Source organism: Psychrobacillus psychrotolerans, from assembly GCF_900115805.1.
GTDB lineage: Bacteria > Bacillota > Bacilli > Bacillales_A > Planococcaceae > Psychrobacillus > Psychrobacillus psychrotolerans.
Genome location: NZ_FOXU01000002.1, coordinates 478,284 through 504,407 on the forward strand (window position 1 = coordinate 478,284; position 26,124 = coordinate 504,407).

Annotated in this window: 25 protein-coding genes; 5 read left to right on the plus strand and 20 right to left on the minus strand. The window is 36.2% G+C overall.

What is annotated here, in order from left to right; genetic code table 11:
- Window positions 1–5: 5 nt before the first annotated feature.
- Window positions 6–1,085, minus strand: coding sequence for an AI-2E family transporter (locus tag BM260_RS07385; protein WP_093536590.1), 1,080 nt, complete (start codon window positions 1,083–1,085; stop codon window positions 6–8).
- A 136-nt stretch (window positions 1,086–1,221) separates the two neighbouring features.
- Here BM260_RS07385 and BM260_RS07390 point away from each other — a divergent pair, with 136 nt between their 5' ends.
- Window positions 1,222–1,662 (plus strand): NUDIX hydrolase, encoded by a 441-nt coding sequence (locus BM260_RS07390; protein ID WP_093536592.1) that lies wholly within the window; start codon window positions 1,222–1,224, stop codon window positions 1,660–1,662.
- 238 nt (window positions 1,663–1,900) lie between these two features.
- Here the strand turns inward: BM260_RS07390 and BM260_RS07395 are convergent, their stop codons facing one another.
- Together BM260_RS07395 and BM260_RS07400 are read right to left on the minus strand one after the other, a co-directional pair.
- Window positions 1,901–3,337, minus strand: coding sequence for a DEAD/DEAH box helicase (locus BM260_RS07395; protein WP_407691705.1), 1,437 nt, complete (start codon window positions 3,335–3,337; stop codon window positions 1,901–1,903).
- A gap of 16 nt (window positions 3,338–3,353) precedes the next feature.
- Window positions 3,354–3,653 (minus strand): cupin domain-containing protein, encoded by a 300-nt coding sequence (locus BM260_RS07400; protein ID WP_093536596.1) that lies wholly within the window; start codon window positions 3,651–3,653, stop codon window positions 3,354–3,356.
- A 202-nt stretch (window positions 3,654–3,855) separates the two neighbouring features.
- Here BM260_RS07400 and BM260_RS07405 point away from each other — a divergent pair, with 202 nt between their 5' ends.
- Entirely contained in the window at window positions 3,856–4,077 is a 222-nt protein-coding gene (locus BM260_RS07405) for a DUF2187 family protein (protein WP_093536598.1), read from the plus strand.
- Here the strand turns inward: BM260_RS07405 and recQ are convergent.
- The gene (gene recQ, locus BM260_RS07410) at window positions 4,062–5,828 is read right to left on the minus strand and encodes a DNA helicase RecQ (RefSeq protein WP_093536600.1); all 1,767 of its coding nucleotides are present in this window, start codon (window positions 5,826–5,828) and stop codon (window positions 4,062–4,064) included. The two genes, BM260_RS07405 and recQ, sit on opposite strands and share 16 nt — an antisense overlap.
- A gap of 37 nt (window positions 5,829–5,865) precedes the next feature.
- Complete coding sequence (locus BM260_RS07415; RefSeq protein ID WP_093536602.1) at window positions 5,866–6,099, minus strand: hypothetical protein; 234 nt, start codon at window positions 6,097–6,099, stop codon at window positions 5,866–5,868.
- Window positions 6,100–6,209: 110 nt separating this feature from the next.
- On the opposite strand from BM260_RS07415, the gene BM260_RS07420 reads away from it, so the two are divergent.
- Entirely contained in the window at window positions 6,210–7,403 is a 1,194-nt protein-coding gene (locus BM260_RS07420; protein WP_093536604.1) for a class I SAM-dependent rRNA methyltransferase, read from the plus strand.
- A 150-nt stretch (window positions 7,404–7,553) separates the two neighbouring features.
- Here the strand turns inward: BM260_RS07420 and BM260_RS07425 are convergent, their stop codons facing one another.
- From BM260_RS07425 to BM260_RS07465, 9 genes are all read right to left on the minus strand, one after another.
- Window positions 7,554–7,979, minus strand: coding sequence for a GatB/YqeY domain-containing protein (locus tag BM260_RS07425; protein WP_093536606.1), 426 nt, complete (start codon window positions 7,977–7,979; stop codon window positions 7,554–7,556).
- 162 nt (window positions 7,980–8,141) lie between these two features.
- A complete protein-coding gene (locus tag BM260_RS07430; RefSeq protein ID WP_093536608.1) occupies window positions 8,142–8,648 on the minus strand; it encodes a ferritin in 507 nt (168 codons plus the stop codon).
- 75 nt (window positions 8,649–8,723) lie between these two features.
- Entirely contained in the window at window positions 8,724–9,545 is an 822-nt protein-coding gene (locus BM260_RS07435) for a squalene/phytoene synthase family protein (protein WP_093536610.1), read from the minus strand.
- A 120-nt stretch (window positions 9,546–9,665) separates the two neighbouring features.
- A complete protein-coding gene (locus BM260_RS07440; RefSeq protein WP_093536612.1) occupies window positions 9,666–10,853 on the minus strand; it encodes an MFS transporter in 1,188 nt (395 codons plus the stop codon).
- Between the two features lie 66 nt (window positions 10,854–10,919).
- The gene (locus BM260_RS07445; protein WP_175496229.1) at window positions 10,920–11,759 is read right to left on the minus strand and encodes a MerR family transcriptional regulator; all 840 of its coding nucleotides are present in this window, start codon (window positions 11,757–11,759) and stop codon (window positions 10,920–10,922) included.
- A 72-nt stretch (window positions 11,760–11,831) separates the two neighbouring features.
- Window positions 11,832–13,490 (minus strand): hypothetical protein, encoded by a 1,659-nt coding sequence (locus tag BM260_RS07450; protein ID WP_093536616.1) that lies wholly within the window; start codon window positions 13,488–13,490, stop codon window positions 11,832–11,834.
- Window positions 13,491–13,593: 103 nt separating this feature from the next.
- Complete coding sequence (locus tag BM260_RS07455; protein WP_093536618.1) at window positions 13,594–14,820, minus strand: MFS transporter; 1,227 nt, start codon at window positions 14,818–14,820, stop codon at window positions 13,594–13,596.
- A gap of 195 nt (window positions 14,821–15,015) precedes the next feature.
- Window positions 15,016–15,705: a GNAT family N-acetyltransferase gene (locus BM260_RS07460; protein WP_093536620.1), complete on the minus strand. Its 690-nt coding sequence runs from the start codon at window positions 15,703–15,705 to the stop codon at window positions 15,016–15,018.
- 14 nt (window positions 15,706–15,719) lie between these two features.
- A complete protein-coding gene (locus BM260_RS07465) occupies window positions 15,720–16,832 on the minus strand; it encodes a mandelate racemase/muconate lactonizing enzyme family protein (RefSeq protein WP_093536622.1) in 1,113 nt (370 codons plus the stop codon).
- Between the two features lie 89 nt (window positions 16,833–16,921).
- Between BM260_RS07465 and BM260_RS07470 the strand changes: the two genes are divergently transcribed.
- Entirely contained in the window at window positions 16,922–18,169 is a 1,248-nt protein-coding gene (locus tag BM260_RS07470; RefSeq protein ID WP_093536624.1) for a hypothetical protein, read from the plus strand.
- A 289-nt stretch (window positions 18,170–18,458) separates the two neighbouring features.
- On the opposite strand, the gene nhaC is transcribed toward BM260_RS07470, so the two are convergent.
- From nhaC to BM260_RS07490, 4 genes are all read right to left on the minus strand, one after another.
- Window positions 18,459–19,862 carry a Na+/H+ antiporter NhaC gene (gene nhaC / locus BM260_RS07475; RefSeq protein ID WP_093536762.1) on the minus strand — a complete coding sequence of 468 codons (1,404 nt, stop codon included), beginning with the start codon at window positions 19,860–19,862 and terminating at the stop codon, window positions 18,459–18,461.
- Between the two features lie 128 nt (window positions 19,863–19,990).
- The gene (locus tag BM260_RS07480; RefSeq protein ID WP_093536626.1) at window positions 19,991–21,088 is read right to left on the minus strand and encodes an amidohydrolase; all 1,098 of its coding nucleotides are present in this window, start codon (window positions 21,086–21,088) and stop codon (window positions 19,991–19,993) included.
- A gap of 29 nt (window positions 21,089–21,117) precedes the next feature.
- Window positions 21,118–21,312 (minus strand): YwbE family protein, encoded by a 195-nt coding sequence (locus tag BM260_RS07485; protein WP_093536628.1) that lies wholly within the window; start codon window positions 21,310–21,312, stop codon window positions 21,118–21,120.
- A gap of 185 nt (window positions 21,313–21,497) precedes the next feature.
- A complete protein-coding gene (locus BM260_RS07490) occupies window positions 21,498–23,723 on the minus strand; it encodes an S-layer homology domain-containing protein (protein WP_093536630.1) in 2,226 nt (741 codons plus the stop codon).
- Between the two features lie 286 nt (window positions 23,724–24,009).
- Here BM260_RS07490 and BM260_RS07495 point away from each other — a divergent pair, with 286 nt between their 5' ends.
- Window positions 24,010–24,450 (plus strand): peptidylprolyl isomerase, encoded by a 441-nt coding sequence (locus BM260_RS07495; protein WP_093536632.1) that lies wholly within the window; start codon window positions 24,010–24,012, stop codon window positions 24,448–24,450.
- Window positions 24,451–24,543: 93 nt separating this feature from the next.
- Here the strand turns inward: BM260_RS07495 and BM260_RS07500 are convergent, their stop codons facing one another.
- Window positions 24,544–25,650, minus strand: a complete 1,107-nt coding sequence (locus BM260_RS07500; protein ID WP_093536634.1) for a DUF1648 domain-containing protein — start codon at window positions 25,648–25,650, stop codon at window positions 24,544–24,546.
- On the minus strand, window positions 25,647–26,036 hold the full coding sequence (locus tag BM260_RS07505) for a GntR family transcriptional regulator (RefSeq protein WP_093536636.1): 390 nt from the start codon (window positions 26,034–26,036) through the stop codon (window positions 25,647–25,649). Before BM260_RS07505 ends, BM260_RS07500 begins: the two co-directional genes overlap by 4 nt.
- Window positions 26,037–26,124: the final 88 nt, after the last annotated feature.

Here is a 26,124-nt window from a genome sequence, read left to right on the forward strand (position 1 = left end):
ACCTCCTACACTGACTTTGTAGCAGCATCCTTTATCCCCACTCGGTTAGCATAGATATTTTTTAAAATAACCTTTATCACTGCATAGGTAGGAATAGCTAATATAATTCCCCATAACCCTGCGATATTCCCCGCTGCCAAAATAACTGTAATGACCGTCAATGGATGAATATCTAAGGATTTCCCCATAACATTCGGTGTGATGAAATTACTTTCAATCTGTTGTGCCACTAACATAATAATTGCTACATAAATTGCCAACTTTGGTTCTTGAGTAAGGGCAATGATTATCGCTGGTATCACCGAAATATAGGGCCCTAAAAACGGGATAACATTCATCATCATTCCAAATATTGCTAGTAATAAGGCATATTCTAATCCAATAGCAAAATAGCCAATCAGCAACATTAATCCAACTAAAAAGCTGACAAATAATTGACCTTGAATATATGAGCGCAATGTATCATCAATATCTGCTAAAGTCTTACGAATCCAGGTCTTTTTCTCCCCTTTAGCAAAACTAGAAACGAAGGGTGCAAACTTTTCATGGTCTTTTAACATATAGACAAGGAAAAACGGCACAAGTACAAGTACAAAGATACCTTGGAATACACCTTGAATGAATTTGAAAAGCAACGAACCAGCTGAAACAGCTATATCGTTAATCTTCCCTGTTGCATCATCCACTGTATCTTGTAGTGTCTCTGGTAAAAGATCTTTTTGAGATAGCGCATATTTTGTAAACTGCTCCACGTCTTCTACTATTTCTGGAGTGTTTTTAACTAATTTGTTCACCTGCTCCGTGAGTGGCGGACCAATTAGTGCATAAAAAAGCCAGCCTATTAAGCCAATAACAGCAAATACCGATAGAATACTTGCCCATCTCGGGAATTTAACTGATTCTAACCATTTTAATAATGGACGTGACAGATAAAAAAGAACACCACCTAAAAGTAATGGTAAGAATATTGTTTGTCCAATGATCAAAAGCGGTGAAAAAATACTTTTGACTTCCATGAACATGCGTATAATAACTAGCGTCAGTAGTATTGCTACTCCTGTTTGAAACCACAGTTTCTTTGTCATGTGATGCTCACTTCCTCTATTATTAATAAGTACTATGTTTTACGTTTTTTCCTAATTGAAAGTTTCAATTATTAATACATATCGTACCATTATTTAAGTTACACTTTTACAATTATTATCGGAAGGATGATTTAACATGGAATACTACAAACAGCTAAGACAATATGTAGGACATCAACCTCTAATATTACCTGGCTCTAATGTGCTTATATTGAACGATAAAGGTGAAATATTACTGCAAGAACGTGAACCAGGTATTTACGGTCTACCTGGAGGTCTAATGGAACTCGGTGAAAGTTTTGAGGATACAGCCAGACGTGAAGTACTGGAAGAAACTGCTCTACTTGTAGGGAAACTACAACTCTGTAATGTATATTCTGGCCCAGACTATTATATTGAAAACCCGAACGGCGATAAATTTTACTCCGTTTCTGCAGTTTTCAAAACATCAGAATATAGCGGAGAAGTTTTAGCAGATGATGTTGAATCCATTAGTCTTCAGTTTTATCCTCCTACACAATTGCCTAATGGAATTATGGAGAGTTATCGAAAGTTTATTGAGGATGCTTTACTTTAGTACTTATAGGGAAGTTCCGGTAGTTCCTTGTGTCAAAGTAATAAGCTACAATTTGGATTTTACTTGCGCTCATGTATAGTTTACTAGCTTCTGTTTGTAGAATACTAACGGTCTTAGGGATGTTACTTTTAAGTCTATATTTACTTTCGCATTACTACCTTTTACGAGCATAAGGGATAATTTTTTCGAATGATAGTGGAATGCAATAAAAGAGGCTTCCCATTGGAAAGCCTCTTCTTTACTTGTTAGCAATATGCACTTTTAGTAATTTACCTTTGACTGTTGTATTTCTCATATTTTTCAATACAAGCGAGCCTTTACCGTTTAAAATTTCTACATAGGATACTGTGTCTTGAATCGTAATAATTCCAATATCATCTGCAGTAATTCCTTCAATTTTTGCAATGGTTCCAACAAAATCGACGGCACGGATTTTCTTTTTCTTACCACCATTGAAATATAGTTTAGTAATATTGGCGTTTAGTTGCTCACCCTTAGATTTTTTAGCCTCGGGTTGCTCCTGCATTTTCACATCAAATGCAGCACGACTTTTTACTATCTCTTCTTTAGTAGGTTCTGATGCTGTTGAAATTTCGAAGCCGATAAATGATTCGATTCCTCTTACAAACTTATCTTCAAAAGGAGTTGCTAACATTATCGATTTACCACTTCGCCCTGCGCGACCTGTTCTACCAGTACGATGTACATAGCTTTCTTCCTCTAATGGAACATCATAATGAATTACATGAGTAATATCATCAATATCAATCCCACGAGCGGCCACATCCGTAGCAATTAGATAACGGAATTCCCCTTTTCGGAAATCATCCATTACCTCGAAGCGATCCTCTTGCATCATCCCACCATGTATTTTGTCAGCGGTATATCCTTTTTCATCTAACACATCTACTAGTTGTTCTACGCGTTCTTTTGTACGACAGAAGATAATACAACTGTCTGGATTCTCCACAATTGTTAGCTTCTCTAGTAATGAAAGCTTTAACTCCTCAACTACAACATACTTCACATGTTCAATGTCTGGAGCATTTTCTTCCGATGCATCAATTTCAATGGATACCGCTTGTTTCATATACTTTGTACTTAATTTTTTTATTTGGTCAGAAAGAGTTGCTGAAAATAGCATTGTTGTACGAGCTTTTGGAAGTAATTTAATAATAGATTCTACTTGTTCTAAAAAGCCCATATTCAGCATCTCATCTGCTTCATCAATAACTAGATATTCCATCTTAGATACATCTAACGTTCCTTTTTCGATATGGTCTAGTACTCTACCTGGAGTACCTACAATCACATGCGTTTTTTGCTTTAAAGCTAACTTTTGTCTAGCAAAAGGTGACTTTCCGTAAAGAGCTAACCCTTTTATACGTTTATAACGGCCAATATTGGTAATATCCTCTTGAACCTGAACAGCAAGCTCTCTTGTAGGTGTTAGCACTAATGCTTGAGGTTTGTTTTCCTCCCAGTCTACAAGCTCACATAATGGTGTAGCAAAAGAAGCTGTTTTTCCACTGCCCGTTTTAGATTTCACTAAGACGTCCTGTTTTTCCAAAACTACTGGTATTACCTTCTGTTGCACTTCTGTTGGCTCTGTGTAGCCTAATTGTTCAATGGCACGTAAAATTTTCTCATCTAACTTAAACTCTTTAAAATGCACTATGCATAATCTCCTCTTACAAACTTATTTTAGTTACAACTATATCCGAATCTTCTAATGCTTTTAAGGCATGCTTTTCCAATGGTTTCATATGCAAGATGGTCCCAGTCGTTACAGTATGCTCCACACCTTCTACCGTAAACTGTACTTTCCCTTTTCTAACAACAATCAATACATTTGCATCAGCATGATGTTCTTTTACTTCTTCCCCAGCACGCAATTGAATATTCATGATATCAAAATCTTCTTCTTTAAGAACGGTCGTAATTTGCTTCTCTTTTTCGTCCAATACATAAGGTGTTCCGATTAAATTCATCTGACGTTCCTCCCATTCATATTGGTTCCAAACAAATCTGTTAACCCTATCATATACTTAGTTTCTCCAATATATCAAAAATATTCGACGTCATTCCCTCGTATTCGAGTTTTAATAATCTCTTTTACAGATTTTCAACCCTAATCTATGGTATAATTAAACTATCGCTAATGCGGAATAAAACTAGAAAAGAGGCATACACATGAGTTTTCAACGACAACCTAAGGAAGTTTCCCCCTTTGTGGCAGCTAGGAAAATTGATGAGAAGATCTCTTTCACTCGTAATGATCACGAAGTTCAAGGTACTATTTTTAAAATTCTAGAGCAATCAGTAATTGTCGAAATCTCTACTGAAGATGCCAAAAAGATTAATGTACCTTCTAATCTTACAGTAGTATCTCATAAAAACTACACGATAGTATAATTGTGAATTTCCTCGAGAAAAACTTGTCCATATTTTTCTCGTTTGTTTTCACCGATTCCGTGAATTTCTAATAATTGTTCTTCGGTTTGCGGGCGCTCTGCACACATATGCTGCAGAGTCTTATCAGAAAAAATAACAAATGGTGGTACACCAGCTTCGTCCGCAATTTTTTTCCGAAGTATTCTTAGTCTTTCGAACAATGGATCACTCTTCGCAATTTGTTTCGTCACCGTTACACCTTTACGTTCCACTCTTTTATTCCCCAACAATACTTCTTTTCCAGCATCAGATACATAAATGGTTGGCAAACTACCGTGCTTCACTGAAAGAAACCCTTCTGCAATCATAAACTCCATTAGTCCAGAAACTTCCTTTAATGATTTACCCTTTAATATTCCATAAGTTGATAACTTCGTAAAACCAAAATCGATTACTTTTTTGTTCTCAGAACCAGTCAATACTTGAGCAGTCATCGTCTTCCCAAATCTTTGCCCCATTCTAACCACACATGAAAGAACCATTTGAACCTCTTTTGTTACATCTTGTACTTCTCTTGAATCTGTGCAATTTCCACATCTGCCACATTTAGGAGCATCTGGCTCTCCAAAATAAGTAACTATAAATTGTTGCAAACAGTTTTCTGTGTGACAGTAATCCACCATTCCCTGCAGTTTTTCTAGTTCCTGAGGAATTCGATCACGGTCCATTGCTTGATCTATTAAGAATCGTTGCGTTTGAACATCCTGTGATGCATACAAAACTACACATTCACTTGGTAAGCCATCTCGCCCTGCTCTTCCAGCTTCCTGATAATAGCTTTCCATATTCTTTGGCAACTGATAATGAATCACGTAGCGTACATTGGATTTATCAATCCCCATACCAAATGCATTGGTTGCAACCATTACTTGCGCTTCATCTGTTAAGAAACGTTCTTGTTCACTGTTTCGAAAACTCTCTGGCAGCCCGGCATGATACTTTGCCGTCTCAATTCCCGCCTTATTTAATAGATCATATAACAAATCTACTGTTTTTCTAGTTGCAGCATAGATAATGCCTACTTCGCTGGCATTTTTTTTAATAAATTCTTTTAAAAACTTATTTTTATCCTGTCCAAGTACGACCGAAAAAGCTAAATTTGATCGTGCAAATCCCGTAATAACTGTATTATCTTCTTGAATTTGTAACAATCGGCAAATATCATCTCGTACAGCTGGCGTTGCGGTAGCTGTTAGGGCAAGTACTGTTGGCTGCTCTGTAAATACTTCCTTTAATCGATGAATAGCCCGGTAACTTGGACGGAAATCATGACCCCATTGAGAAATACAATGTGCTTCATCGACTGCTATTAAAGGAACTTTTACTTTTTTTAATTGGTTTAAAAAGTTGGGAGATTCTAAACGCTCTGGAGCTATATAAAGTAACCGATATTGGCCATTTTGTACTTCCTCCATTGTTTGTCTCACTTCTTCTGCAGTTAATGTACTGTTTATGAAGGTTGCAGGGATCCCAGCCTGAATTAAAGTATCCACCTGGTCTTTCATAAGGGAGATTAGAGGAGAAATGACAATCGTAGTGCCTTCTAGCATAAGTGCGGGGATTTGGTAACATAGAGACTTCCCTCCCCCTGTAGGCATTACACAAAGGCTAGAGTTCTCATCTAGTACATAGTTAATAACTGTTTCTTGTCCCTCACGAAAGGAATCATATCCAAAGTAAGTTTGTAATAATTGCCGTGCTTTATCTAACACTTAGGTCACTCCAATCATTTTTGAGAAAGTAAAGCCTCTATTTTTTCTTATTAGTTTTATTTACTATGTTATTAGTTGGTTTTGGATCCACTTTATCTACGTCTGTTCCTAGCAGGAAATAACCAATTACGGAAGATAAAACAGCTGCTCCTACAATAATAAGTATTTTGTTTATAATGGTTACTTCCGAATATTCTTCTTGGTTTAAAATAATAGTTGCCAGCACCGCCACAACAATCATAATTGGTGGGATTACTTTTGACTTTTTCATTGCAAACTTCCTTCCTCTGCGCATGTATAGTATATTGTACCATAAGACTATCAAGGGTTTTTACCAAGACGTATGAGATAATATATAAAAAACATATAAGGATGAATAAAATGACACAAAATGAATTCGATATTAAAGTAACTGAAACACTTGCTCAAGAATTACAAAAAGGTGTTCCGATATTGATGAAAGACGGTTTCCTGGAACCAGAGTCTCTTGAAGAAGGATCTATACTAAAAATTCAAAATGCTGCTGGCCAGTTTATCGGAAAAGGCTATGTTGGAAAACAAAACAAAGGACTTGGCTGGCTCCTAACAAAAAATGAAAACGAGAAAATTGATCAGTCATTTTTCCAAAAAAAAATAGCTACGGCGATTAAACACCGTGACGACTATTATCATAATACCGATACAACAGCCTTTCGTGTATTTAATGGGGAGGGAGACGGTATTGGTGGTTTAATCATTGACTATTTTGATGGATACTATTTAGTCAGCTGGTATAGCGAGGGAATTTATTCCTTTAAAGAAATCATTTTAGAAGCCCTAGAAGCTTCCACTCCCTATAAAGGTATTTATGAAAAGAAACGTTTTGATACGAAAGGACAGTATGTGGAAGACGATGATTTTGTTAAAGGTGAACGCGGAGAGTTCCCTCTTCTTGTAAAAGAAAATGGGCAAAACTTTGCTATTTACTTAAATGATGGGGCAATGGTTGGAGTGTTTTTAGATCAACGTGATGTTCGTAAAACAATTAGAGATAATTATTCAAAAGGGAAAACGGTATTAAACACCTTTTCGTATACTGGAGCTTTCTCTGTATTTGCTGCAGTTGGTGGTGCTACGAAGACAACAAGTGTAGATCTTGCTAAAAGAAGCTTAACTAAGACGACAGAACAATTTGAAGTAAATGGAATCGATGTAGCACAACAAGATATTATTGTGATGGATGTATTTGATTACTTCAAGTATGCAAAACGTAAAGAATTATCCTTCGATATGGTTATTCTCGATCCACCTAGTTTTGCACGTTCTAAAAAGTATACGTTTAGTTCTGCCAAGGATTATACTAAACTGCTTATAGATGCCATTAATATTACAGAAAAAAATGGTGTCATTGTCGCTTCTACTAATAATGCCACGTTTGGGATGAAGAAGTTCAAAACATTTGTGGAGAAAGCTTTTAAAGAAAGCAACCGAAAATATACAGTTGAGGAAGAGTTCTCTCTTCCAACCGATTTTAGAACCTCTCCACTTTTTAAAGAAGGTAATTACTTGAAAGTTCTATTTATACGAGCAAAGTAAGGTAGAACATGGGAAAGAAAAGCGTTAAGTGCTCTTTATTTCCTGTCGAGTACTGGGGACGAAATTTCACCATGAATTTTAGAGAGGTTGGTCGTGACGAACGTCACAACCAACCTCTCTTTTTTAGTAATCTAATGGCGTTGATACGCTTTAAATTATACTTTTCACTACTTTGGACATGGTGGATCCATCTGTTTTTCCTGTAAGTATTGGTTTAGCGATTTTCATCGCATCTCCCATGTTCATGCCTTTTACGACTCCAGCTTCCGTTAAAAGTGTTACTATTTCTTCTTCACTTAATTGGGTAGGCAAGAAGCTTGCTAGTAATTTTAGTTTTGCATTTTCTTTTTCTATTAAATCTTCACGATTTGCTGCTTTTGCACCATCTAATGCTTGGTTTGTTTGTTTTACTTCTCTATTTACAATAGCAATTTCTTCTTCGGGCGAAAGAGCAGACCCTTTTTCTTTTTCTGCACTATCTAACGCAGACTTGAGAATAGTTAATACTCCCTTTGCTAGCACATCTTTTTCTTTCATCGCGCGTTTTATTTGGTCGAATACAATTGTTTTCAGCATTCTTTTATTCCTCCCTTTATCTTTTGATATATAACTTAAACCTCTCAAAAAGATCTCTACTTTTATGGAAGAAAAGCTCCAAATAACCGAAGTAAACTTCAGAATATTAGAGCCTTTTAATAACGTTATATTAGACTTAGAACCAACTCTCGAAGCTACTTATTAAGCTTCGTCTGGTGTGAATGATCTGGATGCTAGCTCAGAATCCAACATAAACATAGCATTGGAATCATTTTCAATGCGTTTAATTTTATTAATCAGTGTATCAAATGAAGCCTCTTCCTCCACTTGCTCATCAATGAACCATTTTAAGAATGCCATCGTTGCATGTTCACGCTCATCTAATGCAATATCAGAAAGATGATAAATACGACGCGTCACTTCTTTTTCATGTTTTAAGGAAGTCTCAAAAACATCTAAAGTCGAAGTAAATTCATTACCCGGTTTGTCAAAACCATCAATTGTAGCTCGGTATCCCAAATCACTTAAAAAGTTATAAAATTTCATGGCATGGAAACGTTCTTCTTCTGCCTGAACTAAAAAGAAATTAGCAAATCCATCGTATGCTTCAGCCGTACAATATGCAGCTGCTGCAAGGTATGTATGTGCAGAATAAAACTCAAAGTTCATTTGATCGTTTAATGCTTCATGTAATTTTTTTGATAACATAGTAAAACTCCTCTCATAGTAGAAATATTTCATTTCATCTTTTAGTATACAGCTTTATCCATATTAAATACGACCTTACACCTCTGCTTGTACTTCCTCAACAGTTTGCTCTACTTCCGATCGAGTCATTTTTTCTTTCCCGCTCTTCAGTGCTTTTAGTGTTTTGTGTGCAAGTGCAAGAGGTAGTTTGCAGAATAACAATATACTTTTACTGTCGATACTCTTGATATACTCATCAGCTTGAGCTAAATTACTTTCCGCATACTCGAACATATCCGCTCTTGTCCAACCTTCTGGGAAGAATTGTACACCTCGTTCGCTATCTTCATCTTTGTTTCGCAATATATTCACTGCTTGGAGTCCTCGTCCATATGCAATTGCTAAATCACGGTCTGTGTCAATGTCTGCGCTCCACTTCCATAAATCCGAAAGCATCACTCCCACAAGACCAGCTACGTAGTAGGTATACTCATCGAGGTCTTCTTTCGTCTTCACTTGCCAGTTCTTACCTACCCATTTAGCCATTCCTTCTGCCATCTCACTCGTTGAATCTTTTACTTTTTCTACTAAATCATCCGGGCAAATTTCTAGCCAGTCGCCAAGTCTTAACGATACAGGTGGAAGAATTTCCTGAAATGGTTCAACTAGCTGTTCATATAGCTTCTTATCAAACCCATTTTTAAGCATCTTGCTAGTAGCAAGTAACAGTTCTTGTTTCTCTTGTGCACCTAATGACTCATGATCTTCAATCTCATCTATCGCACGCATACATAAATAAGCAGAGGCAACCGCCTTTTTCAGTTTAGATTCTAAAAAAGTAATTGGAATATAAAAAGTTCTACTTGTTTTCTTTAGCATGTCCATCGCTTCTTTTTGTAACTTTGCTACATCATGCACGACTAGTCCTCCGTTTCAATGATTCACGTTAAATCCTATATACTCTATTGTATAGGATTTTTACTAAAAGATAAAATGACTCCCATTTTGATGAGTACAATGCTAAAAGCCACAGTAGCTTTATTCAGCTGTTTCCTTAAAAACTGGCTTTTGTTTCTTCCAAAACAATGAAATTACAAAGCTAATCGCTAGTATGACCATTGCTAATACATATGGATAATCAATATGTACGTCAAACAGTATACCTGCAATACTTGGACCAATAATATTACCTATACTCGTAAACGTAGAGTTTAGTCCTCCAACAAAGCCTTGATCATTACCAGCAATTTTGGATAGATAAGTTGTCAGCGCTGGTCTCATTAAGTCGAACAGCAAGAAAATCACAAAAGTTACGAGCAATATAGACCAGTAGGCAGAAACCTTTATCATGGCAAAAATGAAAATCGTTGATACACCTATACAAATTTGAATCAACCGAATTTCTCCTATTTTCCCTACAATACGATCGAAAGTTAGCACTTGGAATATAATTCCTAGAACGCCACTTACCGTAATGATTAACGCAATATCCTTTGGTGTAAATCCGTATTTGTGATCTACAAAAAGCGAATACACTGTTTCAAAGGCCGCTAAGCCAAAGCTAGATACTAAAATGATAATCATCGGTATCAAATAAATTGGTTCCAATACTTTACGAAAACGTGGTTTAACTGGTTCTCCTTCGCTTTCTATATGAGCTCTTTCAGGCTCCTTCAAAATAATCAGTGAAAATACTCCACCTAAAATTCCAAGACCTGCAGCAACAAAAAAGGGAAGTCTCGTTCCATGTTCCGCTAAGAATCCGCCGATTCCTGGCCCGATGATAAATCCAGCACTGATTGCTGCAGCCACATAGCCCATCGCTTTTGGTCTTTCCCTTAAGGTAGTAACATCGGCAACAAAAGCCGTTACAGCTGGCATGATGAATGCCGCACTAATTCCTCCCAATATTCTAGACATATACAATACCTTCACATCTTGTCCAAGACCGAAGAGCATTTCCGATACCCCAAATATGAACATACCAATGACAATCATCTTTTTACGACCAATCGAATCTACCCATCTACCTGCAATTGGAGAGACTAACAACTGTGCAAATGCAAAAGCCGCAACTAAATAGCCCATCGTAGAGCCTTCTAAGCTCATCTCACGCATTAATGTTGGCATCACTGGAATAATTAATCCTATACCTAAAAATACAATAAACAAATTTACTAAAACTAAATAAATTACTTTATCTAAACCACTTTTTTGCGAACCCATCTTTAAAACTCCTTATAATTATTACTCAGCATATAAATAAAAATAAACCCTATAGTAACTATAGGGTCAAGTAGTTTGAATAGGTATTTTGAGTTCTACTAAAAATTCATCTTCCTTGGAAGCCGAATAATTTATCGGCATCCACACGTCATATACAATGGGATCTATTACTACTTGGTGTTTCTCTATATAGTCGATTAACTTTTGGTAGCATTCCACATATTCATTGTCTTCCAAAACAAATGAAATGCTAAGGTATTCTCCAGCAGGTAACACACTAATTTCCACATCTTCATATTTTTCTTCAAAATCCTTATCTGTTACGATATATGCAAAAAAATAATCATAGTTTATATCATTTAAAAATTCATATTTTTGGAAGGAAAACGCTCCACCATACAATGTATCAAATATGCTACCTTCGTCTTCTAACACTTTACTAATACGACCAAACTCCCTATTTGGAATATCATCGACCTTCATATTATAGGTTTTAATCTTCACTATTTTTTGTGCCGGTAAGTTCTTTTTGCTGACCGTCATCATATTTGGTTCCAGCACGAAAGATTGTATTTGCTCTTTTTTGCGCTGTAATACCCGCTTCGTATTATGGAGCCTTTGAAATTGTTCCTCAATTCTTTTCTCTTGGTTTTCTAAATATATAACTAGTTCTTCAGGCTTTAACTTTAAGACTGATTTAACCTCTTCTAGCGATAATCCAAGGTACTTTAATGATTTAATAATGTCTAAATAATATAATTGCGTATTTTGATAATACCTATAATTATTGCTCGTATTTATCTCGAAAGGTTTAAACAAATTAATCTGATCATAGTATCGTAAAGTTTGAACCGATATATTGCTTAGCTTTGCTACTTCCCCTATCGTTAAGTAATGAACTTTCAAAATCATTTCCTCCGTTTATTAAGCTCTAATAAAAGCTATCCTATTTAATATAGGATAGCTTTCATTTATATACTATTCAATTCCTTGAATCGTTACCTCTTTTACTGGCAAGAAAAGTTCTCCTGTATTTAAGAAAGTTACTTGTACTTTATCTCCTTCTTGCATATAAACGGCAAGGGGAGCTACTTCGGAAGATACGATATAACTTTGTTTGTCATCTAATAGGAACGATACTTGCGTAAAGTCGCCTACACGTTCTTTAAATACACGTACAACCTTACCAGTTATCGATTTCTCTTCTGCATCGGAGCTACCATCTACCGAACTTCCACCACGTTGAATAGCTGTTTTATATAGTTTTAGCGCTTCATTTGGCGTATTTCCGTAAACAGATATCTCTGGATTTGCTGCTGATACTATAAAGTAATTTTGCAAGAACCCATTAGAGTCTAACACTGGTGTTAACCAACTAGCTTCTCCGTAAAAGTTGTACAATACGGGCATCTCGCCAGACCATTTTTTCTCAATGAATTTCTTTTCGATAATTTGTAATGCCCCTTGAGAATCCATATATGAGTCTTCTAGATTTCCTGTATAAAACGTAGCCTCGCCTGTTCTACCATCGGTTAATGAGTAACCAAGCATCGAGTCTACTCCCTCTTTTGGACTCGTAAAGTCTGTGAAGTAATACATTTGTCCGTCTTCTCCGAAGATTGGACTAACATTTGCTTCTGTTCCTTCATCTGATGGTAATCTCACATCTTTTTTACCAAATAGACTATTGATAAATCCATGTATATAGTTACCAAAATAACTATTTTGTAGACTCACTGTTTCAGGTGATACAGCGCCGTCTATAAATGCCGGGACATCTGCAATTTTATAGGAATCCGTCTGTCCTGTAGCAGGATCTACCGCAACGATACCTTTTACCTCAAATCCATTTCGTGCTGAGATGAAGCTACCGTAAGATCTGATGTAATATGGTTTTCCTTCCTCGTCAATTTCTAACTGAGGTGCACCGTAGAAAATTTTAGTTGGATGTTTCATACGCATATGTCTTTCCAAATTTTTATGGAAGTAAGAAGACGGTGTATAGCTCATTTCTGCTTCTACAAATTTTGGATTATCCGATGAATCTGTTGCACTCATTGTAAAATAACCCGGTGTTACGTCTCCATTCCACCATTTGAATAGTCCAGAAAATTCTACTGGAGCAATATATACGTACTCATCTTTTACCTTTTGAATTTGTAAATTACCTAATTCATAATAGCTTGTATTTGGTACTTGACCAAAAGCTTTTTTCATTTTATTGCGTGCAAATTTTGGTGGTACACTAGCAGGTGTCTTCGTTTCATCAAATGCTTCAATTTCCACCTCTTGTTTCATTTCTGCTACTTTAAATTTTTCATCAGCATTCCAAAAAGGCGCCGTCAGCATGAAAATTGCGATTACTAAGCTTCCTAAAAACAGAATACCTTTTGCTTTTTGCTCTTTTCCTTTAGCTAACAACATTCCTGCTAATGTTGTAATAACTAGTAACGGCCATAACGCTGTCCAATTACGATCTAAGTTCGTTACATAATATATAATAGCTAGTACGATAAAAGTTAATATAGACAGACCAATAATGGAAGTTACCATATCTTTTCTTTTAGCTGTTAACGGAACAACTAATAATGCGGTAATTATAGCTGCAACTGCCGAAATAATAAATACACTGGTCATTTTCTCAATCCCTCTCTTTTTTGTTCATAGTTATTTTACGGACGAGATGGGAAATGGTTTCAAAAAAGACGCAAGAGTATAGCAACCAACTTGCACTACCTCGCTAAGTATTTGCTATAACTGGACAATTTATTTCCTTTTCTTTAACACCCTTTTTCAACGATATAAGTACTAATGACAAAGAAACCATTAATATCCCACTTAGCACGATAAAACAATAAACGATGAGGTCTGAGGACACCATTTCAGTAAATAGTGCTAATAAGAGAATTCTGATTAAAAGACCTAATGTACGAAACAAACTATCTACTCTCCCTATTATATTGTTGGGAATATGATCCATTAAGAAAGAGTTTCTAGCAACCCTTGTGCTACTATTTCCTATTGCCAAAAATAACATAAGGGATAGGTATACCGGTAAATCCACGAAGACTATTAAGGATATGGCTATCGTATATACCAATATCCCAAAAATGATCGTCTTTTCATTTCCAAACTTACTGGATAATGTCGGTACGAAAACACCAGCAATTACTGCTCCTATTGCGTAGATCATTCCTTCAATTCCATAAACACTCGCATCTGCCTCAAGTACATCCACTAAATAGACAGGAAATAAGTAATTTGTAAGCATCACTCCGATAAAAGGCATGAAAGAAAACAATAAAAATATAAATACAGCAGGACGAGCCAACATATACCTAATTCCTTCACTTACCTGTGATTTAACAACCTCCGTTTTTATAGTTGGTAATCTCACATACGGTAACTTCAAATAAAAGAAAATAGCAGCACCATAAGATATCGTGTTTAGTAACAGAATATAATGCAGTTCCCATTTCATCAACAAGATACTAGCTAAACCACCCGCAATCATACTAGATAGTTGTCCCTGGACTTCCATCGTTCCATTTAATGATTTATAATGATCCTTCGTAAATATCTCTTGATTTAGAGCAAACATCGTCGGATAAAAAATAGTGTAATACAAACTACCAATCATATAGATAATCGTATAATGCCAAATTTCGTATGGTAAGCCCATAAAGCCTAGCAGAGAAAATATAAACAGTAGAACAAAACATACGATTTCACTAACAATTAGTAATTTCTTTCGAGATACTTTATCCACTAGATTCCCTATAAATGGTGTGAGGATAAAGCTCAGAATCGTCATACCAATTGTTATAAATCCAAAAACCTTATTACCATCATCACTTGATACAAGCATCCATGGTATCGCAATCATCGTTATTCCCGAACCAATAGAAGAAGCAATATTAGCTGATATAATGAGTCGAAAGCGGGAGTCTTTATATAAGTTTTTCATTTGAAACACCCCTTAACTTATTCTTATTATTTCACTATAATTGAAAATTCTGCTATTTGGTTCAGCCATTGGTCTTGAGTCTTCCTCATACATTTGACGGAAGCAACTGATAGATTGTAAATAGCTTTTCGTGAATTGATCATATTGTATACAGAAAAAACCACTCAGTGAGATTAATCACTAAGTGGTTTGGATTTAAATATATGTCCCTTTTTCTTCATAGTTTACATACCATTTGTTTTCTTTTTGAAAAATAGCTGTACCAATCCAACCATCCGCAATAACCTGCTGCTGTTTCTCAATCGCATCCATAGGAATTTCTAATAACTTTTCTCCACTGGCACGATTCACATGAATTTTTTTATAAAATACGTATCGCAGCATGCCTCCGTATTTCTTTTTTAAGGCGCCTATTACCATTCCTTGGCTAAGTTTGTCTTTTAAGCTAGGAATATTAAATGGTGCAACTGTTGCACATACATGTGTATAAGTTGAAGCGTCTAGGATTTCCATAATGATAACGCCAAGTTTCTTTTGCATACCAAATCCTCGATAATCTGGGTGAACATTCGTAATTTCCTGATAAACGACCTTCCCCAGTTTCTCCGAGGACAGACCAATATCAATACCTAGATGATCATCATCCATTGGTGGTAACGCCAAAGCTCTAAATGCGATTAACTTATTGTCTACAAATGCTCCAATCATTAAGTTATGTGCTATGGAGTACTCATATTCTTCTTTTGTTAGTGGAGAGAGGAAATTATCATTTTCCATCGTTTGTAAAACGATATGCTGTAAACGTAAAATACTATCCATATGATCGGGCTTTAACTTACGAACAATATATTCTTTCTCTCCAAGTTTACCTTTCCATTCCTTCATGCGAACACTTCCTCTTACATTGTTACTTTTGTGGAGAACTCAGTTAACTCCTTTAGTATTTCTTCATCTATATCAATTCCTAGTCCAGGGCGTTCATTTAACTTTATAAATGGAACATCATAGTGTAAGTTCCCAACATCCTTAGAGAATTTTAAAGGACCAGTTAGTTCTACACTAGTAAATACTTTTTTAGAAAATGCAACGTGGAATCCTGCTGAAGATCCAATAGATGATTCAACCATGGAACCGATTTGGCAATCGATACCTGCCATTTCCGCCATATGAGCTAATTTCATCGCTGGGTAAATCCCACCGCACTTCATCAGTTTAATATTCACTTTATGCGCAGCCTGTTTTTCGATTAGCTCACGCATATCACGAAAGTTTCGTAAGCCTTCGTCCATCATCAGAGGAGTACTCGTTTTAGCCTTCACTTCTACCATTCCATTGAAGTCATCCGCTACTACCGGTTGCTCTAACCAATCTAGTCCTTCCTTTTCTAACTTTTGCATAGCCATAATGGTAGTAGCACTATTTTTCCAACCCTGATTTACATCTACACGAATGGCAACCTCTTCTCCGACTTTAGCCCGTACTGCCTGAATACGTTTTACATCAACCTGTACGTCTGTCCCGACCTTCATTTTAAAAGAGGAATACCCTTCTTTTATCCTTCTCTCAGCTTCTTCTGCCATATCATCTGGTTTTCCAATACTTAAAACATGTGTGACAGGGAACTTTTCGTGGTAACGCCCCCCTAGTAATTGGTAAACAGGAACACCAAGTTTTTTTCCTGCTAAATCGTAGCAAGCAATGTCTATGGCTGCTTTTGCTGCAGGAGCCAGATAAACGGCCTTGTCCATTTTTTCATGTAAACGTTCAAACTCCATAGGATTTTCTCCAATAATAGCTGGTGCTAATGTAGATTTCAGTAATGCATATGTACTTTCCCAAGTTTCCCCTGTCACATGCTCATCTGCAACTGCTTCTCCGTATCCTACTAAACCAGTATCTGTCGTTAGCTTAACAATAATAGATGGCATATCATCGTAGGTATGATAACTTATTATAAATGGATCTATTAAAGGTAATCTAATTGCGTAAATATCTATTTCTTTAATTTTCATTATAAATTCCTACTTTCTTTACATCATGAATGTAATTCGATATAGTTGTCGTTAAATAGTCGTTAAAAACCTAAAAAAGAGGTGACCCAATGATTACACGCATTGCTGTACTAGGATCGGCCAATTTCATCAAACGTTTAAGAAGTTTTGAACATGAACTTCCATCCATTAAAATGGATTATTATACATATAATATACCTTCTGATGCAAAAGATATAGTATCAATTATAAAACCTTGTGATGCCGTATTTTTTTCAGGATCATTTCCATTTTACTACGCGCAAGAGTCTGTTTTAAAACTACCAATTCCATCTTTTTATTTGAAACAAGATGAAAGCGTTATCACTACTACTCTACTATCACTTAGCTTTACTCATCCAACTGCCATACATAAATTATCAGTTGACATAATCGATCCAGCAAGTGCAATGAGTGTTTTAGAGGATATTGGGCAGTTCAATGAAACACCCTTTTTGATGAAAATTGATACCTCCTTTGACTTAGAGGAAATAGTAGCATTCCACACAAACTTGCAGAAAAATGGATCCTCCTTATTAGCCATAACTAGTATTCACGCAGTTTATCAAAGATTAAGGGACAACGGTTTGTCTGTCGTTCGAATGATTGATCCAAAAAGCTCTATCATTAAGGGATTAGAGGATACAAAATCACTTGCCCTTCTATTCAAAAGTCAGTCAGCCAAAATAGCCATTGGTTATATACAAACAAGTAAAAGTCAGGCCATTTCAGAAGACAAAGTAAAACAGATTGCAGCAGCTATTCAAGCTAACACCGTAAAAGAAGCAGACAATTTATATAGCTTATTTTCAACTCAAGGTAATGTGGAAGAAGCTTTAAACAATAATTCCATGATTAATTCCTGGTTGAGTTCATCTTCTTCACCCATTAAAATCGCTTTCGGCTATGGCAAAACAGTTATAGAAGCTACTCAAAATGCAAAGGACGCCCTATCTTATACTACTGATAATACAGCTTACTTATTAACGGGTTCCAAGGAATTACTCGGACCGTTTCCGAACAGCAATAGACAGGTAGAACTGAAAAATAGTGATCCACTGCTTGTGCAAATAGCGAAACAAACAACATTAAGCCCAGCAAACTTGTCCAAAGTAGTAAAATTTAGTCGTCTAAGAAAGTCCACCGAGTTTACTGCATATGATCTAGAAGTCTATTTACAAGTTAGTAGAAGAACCACTGAACGTATCTTAAAAAAACTTACAGACCATGGGTATGCACAGATCATAGGGGAAGAGATGACCTATCAACAAGGCCGACCACGCGCTATATACGAGCTAAACTTTCCAACCTACAGCTAGAAACTCGACATCTGCATCGCAATATCAATCAATATCTTGTAATAGAATTTCTATGAAAAACCAGGAAAAAGATTCCCGGTCCTTTAAGAACAAAATTATTATTTCCGAAGTGCTTTGGACAGACAGATTTATTTCTATATGATTAGCAGGTTACTTTTCTTGAAGCTAATCATGACTATCATCATGACCGACATTTCTTTTCGGTAATTTTATAGCGTTTGCCTTCCATCAAAAAAGGGAGTTCTAATAAGAACTCCCTTTTTCTATTCAATGCTTGCACATTTTCGAATTATGCTTCTGCAGTTTCTTTACTCAATATCTCTAACTTCTCAGCCTCTGATATTTTTTGAATCGTAAAGCCAGTCATGGCATAGATAATAGAAATAATTGGTACGATAAAGTTTAAAACGGCAAATGCTGCATACTCCGCTACCCCAACACCTAATGTCGCTAAGATAAACACTCCACACGTATTCCAAGGAACAAAGACCGAAGTAAGTGTACCTCCATCTTCTAAAGCCCGTGATAGGTTTTTAGAATGTAATCCCATTTTTGTGTATGACTTCGAAAACATACGAGCTGGCACAACGATAGAAATGTATTGCTCTGAGCAAGTTGCATTCGTCGCGAAACATGCAACAATTGTAGATGCGATAAGCGATCCTGCTGATTTAGCAAATTTTAAGATTTGACTCATAATGGATTGAAGCATTCCTGAGTATTCCAGTATCCCACCGAAAGTCATCGCAACAATCGTCATGGAAACTGTATACATCATCGAATCTAAGCCACCACGGTTAAACAATTCGTCTACCATCGCATTCCCAGTATCGATTACATACCCACTCTGCAATGCTCCAACTGCATCTGCAACATTGCCGCCTTGGATAAGTATTTGAGATAAAAAGCCCAATAAAATCCCAACAAGCAATGCTGGTATAGCTGGTACTTTAAGCGCAACTAATACTATTACCGCAAGTGGAACTAGTAATAACCATGGCGAAATGACGAAGCTTTGATCTAACATAGATATTGTTTGGTTAATACCTTCTTGGTCGATATTACTAGATTTATATCTATTTCCAAGGAAAGCATATACACCAAGAGCTATTAAAATTCCTGGTATTGTCGTATAAAACATATGTTTAATATGTACAAAAAGATCTGTGCCCGTTAATCCCGCAGCAAGGTTTGTTGTATCAGATAATGGCGACATCTTGTCCCCAAAGTATGCTCCTGAAATTACAGCTCCAGCAATCATTCCAGCCGGAATTCCCATACTAAGACCAATTCCCATTCCTGCAACACCAATAGTTCCCATAGTAGACCATGAACTACCGATGGCTAGAGAAACAATGGCGCAAATTACACATATTGTCACTAAGAAGAAAGCAGGAGTAATAATTTTCAAACCATAAAAAATCATTGTAGCGACTACTCCTCCACCAATCCAAGCACCAATGATCAGTCCTACCAAAATAATAATAACTACTGCTGGTAATGCTAATTTAATACCTTTGTACATCATTTCCTCAATATCAGACCATTTAAATCCATGCTTCCATGCAACAATTGCTGCAACTGTGGTTCCAACGATTAATGGAATATGGGGCCCCTGATCTAATTTAATAATTGTTATAATCATAGTCAGTATCATAATAACTAATGGTGTAAGAGCCCAAAGTAAAGACATCTCTTTTTTACTTACTACTTTCTTTTCTGGCAAAATATTTCCCCCTTACAACTTTGAGACAATTCTAAATTGACGTTTAATAGTCGTTAATAGAGTAATATTAAATCGAAACGAAACACTAGTCAATATTATTTTGCACTATTTGAAAGCGTTTTCTCTATTACTTTTGCACCTATTATTAATGCATCTTTGTTAAAGGTCATATTGGGGTGATGTAATCCTGGTGTCAAATCCGCACCAATACCAATCATTGCGGCTTTTACTTCTGGATGTCTAATAGTATAAAAGTGGAAATCATCGCTTCCTGAAGTAATTACTTCTTCTGCTAAATTTTCCATACCTATAACTTCCATTATCGCTTGTTTTGAAATTGCTGCGGCCTCCTTCGATACTTCAGCACCTGGTGTAATATCTTGAAATTCCCACTCGATCTTTATATCAAATAATTGTTGAATTGTATTCAAATCTTTATCTATCTGATCTTTTAGTTGAAACAAAACACTATTACTCGCTGCTCTCACATCGATAGAAAACGTAGCATTTCCCGGAATGATATTCGCATTTTCTCCGCCTGCTTGAATTTTTGTTAGCTTCGCAGAATATGATTCGAATGGGGAAAAGTAAATGTTTTTCAATGCTTGATGAATGGCCATTACTACATCAATGGCATTATTGCCTTGATGAGGTCTAGCGCCATGTGCATCTATTCCTTTTATCTTACCTTCTACAAATAATGCCGCACCATGGTGTATAGCTGGTGAAACTTTTCCAAAAGGAAGTTCCTCAATTGGTCGTAAATGCACACCAAATAGATGTGTTACATCCGTCAAGGCCCCACGGTCAATCATCGAATTTGCTCCATTACCTTTCTCTTCTGCCGGTTGAAAGATGAAGCGGATTCGTTTATTCAACTTTTTATCCTTTAGTAACAATAATGCTCCCAACACCATAGACATATTGGCATCATGTCCACAGGAATGATTGGCACGTAACTCTCCATCCACTTCTTGCCAGAGAGCATCAATATCAGCTCGAACCGCAATTACTTCTGACCCTTCCCCGATTTCCGCTAGCAATCCAGTTACATCATCAAATCTACGATAGGAAATACCCAAACTATCCAGAATTTCAGCAAGTTTATTCGTCGTTTCGTATTCCTTCCAGCTCACTTCTGGATATTGATGAAAGTGGTTAAACCACTGTAAAATTTGAGATTCTACTTGCACTTCAACTACACTCCTTTTCACCTTATAATTTATCCTATGATTTCACAAACTCGTCCTATTTGTCCATCTGTTAAGCGAACTTTTATGCCATGCGGATGAAAAGAAGAATTCGTCAATAAATCTTTTACGATCCCTTTCGTTTTCTCTCCTGATCGTTGATCTTTTTTTAATACGATATACACTTCTATGCCAGGTTTAACGTCTTTTCTATTCTGTCCATTCATTTGAATTCACCTCTTTTTTTATCGTACCACTTTCATGATCTAGTTTCAGTATTTTGAAAATTAAAGTGTGACATTGAAGGTAAATCCTAATCTAATTCTTTCCTTAACCAGTTATTTTAACGCAGCAATACAGAGGGTCATGACTGGTTGTCATGACCCTCTAATTTTATTTATATGTCTATGATTTAATAACTGTATCTGAAATCTCTTCCCTTATTGGAGATTTCATGAGCTAAGCGGATTGAGGACACCGCTAAATCTGCATATGTTATTTCTTTTTTGGGGTTAAAATGATTTTTTTCTGCCTTTACTAATCCAAGTGAGTTTGCCAAAATTACATAACCAATATTTGCCTCCGTAACTTTTTTGCCATCAGTAAATTCGTTTTTAAAAATATTTTTTTGTATAGCTGCTTGCTCAAGACCTAGTGCTCGAATATACCATACGGCTAGCTCTTCTTTAGTAACAGGATTATTTACATCAAAGGTCTTTTGATCTGTTTTTAAAATACCCGCTTCTACTGCACGCTCAACAGCTTGATAGGAAGCATGTTTGGAGTTAATGTTTGTAAAAGATTGCTTCATACTCTCTGACTCTCTAATGTTTGTCTCATAAATATACGTTAAAGAATTCATCATGATCTTGATTGCTTCCCCTTTAGACACAGCTGCATCCCCGTTAAAGGTTTTTGGATCATTTACCGTCAATACCTTTGCCTTAATTAAATAGTTCAATTCTTCCGCTGCTGTTGGATGAGAAACCTCAGGTGTCACTTCAATATTGTATTGATTAATCCATTTCCCAGAATTGGCATCTAACACATTAAAGGCAGTTTCATTGAATAACGGAGAGTATATTAAATCATAATGACTATTTTCTTTCTTGTGATTTCCCTTCATATAACTCATTTTTAGACTTAATGCTTTACTCAACGTATCCTCCACTTCTTTTAAAGAAATAACTTTATCCAATGTCGGCCATTCTTCAATTTGTGGCCTGCTTACACTTAGATTTTCCAAAGAGCCGTCCTTATAAATACTTACACTAATTTGATCCCCACTAACCATTACCCCATTTACTATACGAGGGAAGTTTAAGTAGTAATTCCCCCTTGCATCATCGACATAACTGTCCTCTAAAGGCATAGCATATTCATGAAGATAAGATGGCACTAATTCCTTTAAGTACTTGACTGCTTGAGCAATCGCCTCTTCTTTAGAAATAGGAGCAACTTCCTCCTTAGTACCGTTCAGTTCAATCATCATACTATTTTGTGCATTATGATACTGAAGCAACTCCCCAGTTTTCTTATCAAATTCTAATGAGGAACCACTTCCTCCATTAGCGTAGTTATACATATATTGAATACTTATTACTTCTTGCCCATAACTATTTTTTACTTCTTCTACTGATTGAATACTCAACTTGACCTTGTCAGACTTTACTTGTAATAACTTTTCCGCTGCTTTCTTTGCCTCTTCCTTCGTCATTCCATTTTGCCTGACCGGCAATGCCGAGTTAGTAACCTTTTCATATTCCATTTTAGTTGGTTGTTCCGCTAAAAATTCTTTACCGTTAAACCATTCACCCGTAACAGCACTAACACTCAGAACATCAGGCACATAAACCAGCTTCACATCATTTTTCCCAGTTTCATAGTTGGTGTTAACTTGATATTGTAGCCTCGCGGTAAGATTTTCTTTCATTTTTTCGAATGCGTCCTTTTGATCTTTCACCTTTTTTACATCGTCAAAAGTAGGAGATTTAGTTATTGCTGAATTATAAAAATTGACAATTTCTCCGTTTCCAAGAACTGTTACAGTTACAAGTTGATCAGCAATCGCAACATCATCCTTCATACGATTGAAAGAAAAAGAATAACTAATAGGACTAGTTAATATTTGTTTTGAGTAATAAAAGTAATCATTATTTTCTTCATTTAATTTGTAATTCCCAGCTTTAAGAAACTTCTTAACGAAGTCAGTTGCCACTTTTTTAGCTTCTTCTTTAGAAACCTTGGCTGGAAACAAAGAGTCTGGAGTTCTAATCGGCTCATAGCTGAAGGATTCTACCTCTAAATCTTCTCCATAAAACGATATACTCCCATGAGTATCCTTTCCATTCTGCAACTTATTGAAAAACATCTGATAATTTGTTTCCTCCCTCTCCGGATAATCATATGAACTCATATGAAAATCACTTGCATTCACAAATTCAAAAAACCCTGGAAAAGCAGAGCGAAACTTTTTAAGTAAGTCTTCCTTAGTAACAACCTTTTCTGTTGAATTCACCTGTGCTACCACATTTACTGGTTGTCCTCCTACAGTAACTGTACTCGCTGCACTAACAGCAGATGAAAACATCCCAATCGATAAAGCAGATGCAGTTAATATAATCCCTATCTTCTTCAATTTAAATAGTCCCCCTTTTTAGGTAATAATTATATTGTAAAGCAAATTTTGGTAATTATAAATATAATATTTATATTTTTATAAAGATTCTCTCAATTAACTAATTCGACAGGAGCGCTAAATAACCTTTATCTGTAAAAAAATTATTATAGGTAAGGATTTTGACAACAATAGGCTAATTTCTTTTTAAAAATATACGAAACTCTTCTACAGTCTCTGTTTTTGGAAAATGATTTACGTACATGCTATACTAATGAAGGATTTAAACGAAAAAGGAGTGTTTTAAATGACAAAAAAAGGTTATATCTTAATGGATTCTGGTGAAAAAATTGAATTTGATCTATTCCCAAATGAGGCACCAAACACAGTTGCAAACTTTGAAGAGTTAGCAAACAGCGAATTCTATAACGGAGTAGTATTCCACCGTGTAATTCCTGGTTTCGTAAGTCAAGGTGGAGACCCAACTGGTACAGGTATGGGCGGTAGCGGCAAAAACATTAAATGTGAAACAGCTGGAAACCCACACAAACACCAAGCAGGAAGCCTTTCAATGGCACATGCTGGTAAGGACACTGGTTCTAGCCAATTCTTTATCGTACACGCACCTCAACCACATTTAGATGGTGTTCATACTGTTTTCGGTCAAGTTACAAGTGGACTTGAAGTAGCAAAAGCTATGAAAAATGGCGCTAAAATGGAAAAAGTAGAAGTTTTCGACGCTGAATAAGAAAACTGAAAGACGCCGCTTTACAGCGCAAAGCATACTCTTTCTTGAAACAAGCAAAAAGCAGCTCCCCAATAATTGGGGAGCTGCTTTTTCTTATAATAAAAATGATATGCCGAATATAAGTAGAAGAGGCACGAGTAAAACAATCCAACTTATAGGATGAGCAAAATTTAAAGTCCAACCTACACCAAATCGCTTTTCTACCATAATACTTGGATCGTTTTTGTTCAGATAAAACATCCCGCCCTTCCAGTATCGGTCCTCGTCAACAGCTATCTTGTTATCTATGGCTGGACTGTTTTCTTCTACTTTTAATCGGGATCCACTTTGTCCTACTTTAATTGCATAAATGCCAACAACTGCAAATGTTAGTATTAAGAAAGTTAGAGGGAGAGCCCACATGATAAGTGGTGAGGATATCTCGGGATGAATCGTCTGCAAGTGAAAATAGCCCAACATTAGCGTTATTCCAATAGTGATAAAGAGCGCTAACAAACTCGTATATTTCCGAAATGCTAGTTGCTGCACAAGTGAAGCTTTTTTATTGGCTGGATTAAGGCGAACTCCCGAAAATTTCATACCTTCACTCATCATAAGGAACATACCTTGCATCACAAGTAAAATAAGTGGCAGTGCAACTACACTGAAATATGTTTTTTCGCTGAACGCGTCTGCTTCTCCTGTAGGTCCCCAGTGAGTAGGAATCATCTCTGGCATTTGGTCATATTTCATAAATGTATAAATGATTAAACCTATAGTAACAAACATAGGAATGATAAAGAGTACACGGGGTATTAGTTTGAGCTTTTCCTGAAACTTTACATCTATTACTCTCACTTCACTTTTCCCTATTAACCACCCTTGTGTTTCTTTTAGTCTTTTCATTCGAAGATGCATCATAAAATAATAGCCAATGCTCACAAACAAAGTTGTAAACTGAACTCCTACACTCACTAAAGCTAACGTTTCTTCTGCTGGTTTTTGAGTTAAGGCCCACCAGAGATAGACCAAAAAAATAATCATTCCGAACGTTAGTACAACCGTCGTATACGTATTTTTTAATTTTATCACCACTGAATCTTTTGTATGACTATCTGGTATATACACGCCAAATGCTTCTGTTGGCTTTAGAAATTTCGGCATAAATGCTTGTAAAATAGTTATAAATAATAGGATGAATCCAAAGAGTGCAATAATCATTCTTTCCCCTCCTCAATATTCTGTACGAGCTTGCGTACCATCTCTACTAGTTCTTCTTCTGAGAGCTTTCGAACTAATCCCTCTGTAATAATTGGTCGTAGCTGAGCTTCAAGTTTTTGCTTTTCTTCCTCTGTTGCCTTCGGAATACCACTTGGTCGAATAATTACACCTGATTTTGCCACTATTTGTATAAACTCTTTTTCCTCTAGATAGTGATATGTCTTATTTACTGTATGCATATTCATCCCAAGATCACTCGCAAACGCTCTAACAGACGGTAGCGAGTCACCTGGCTTTAACTCACCTCGTACTATACCTTCCATAAGTTGGTGTGCCAGCTGCAAATAGATGGGGACATCAGAATTAGATTCTATTTCAATAAACATGAAGTCGCCCTCCCTTATTTTGTTCTATATATAGCATAACACATTTGTTCTATATATAGTAGAGCAAACAACAATAAAAAAATCCTAC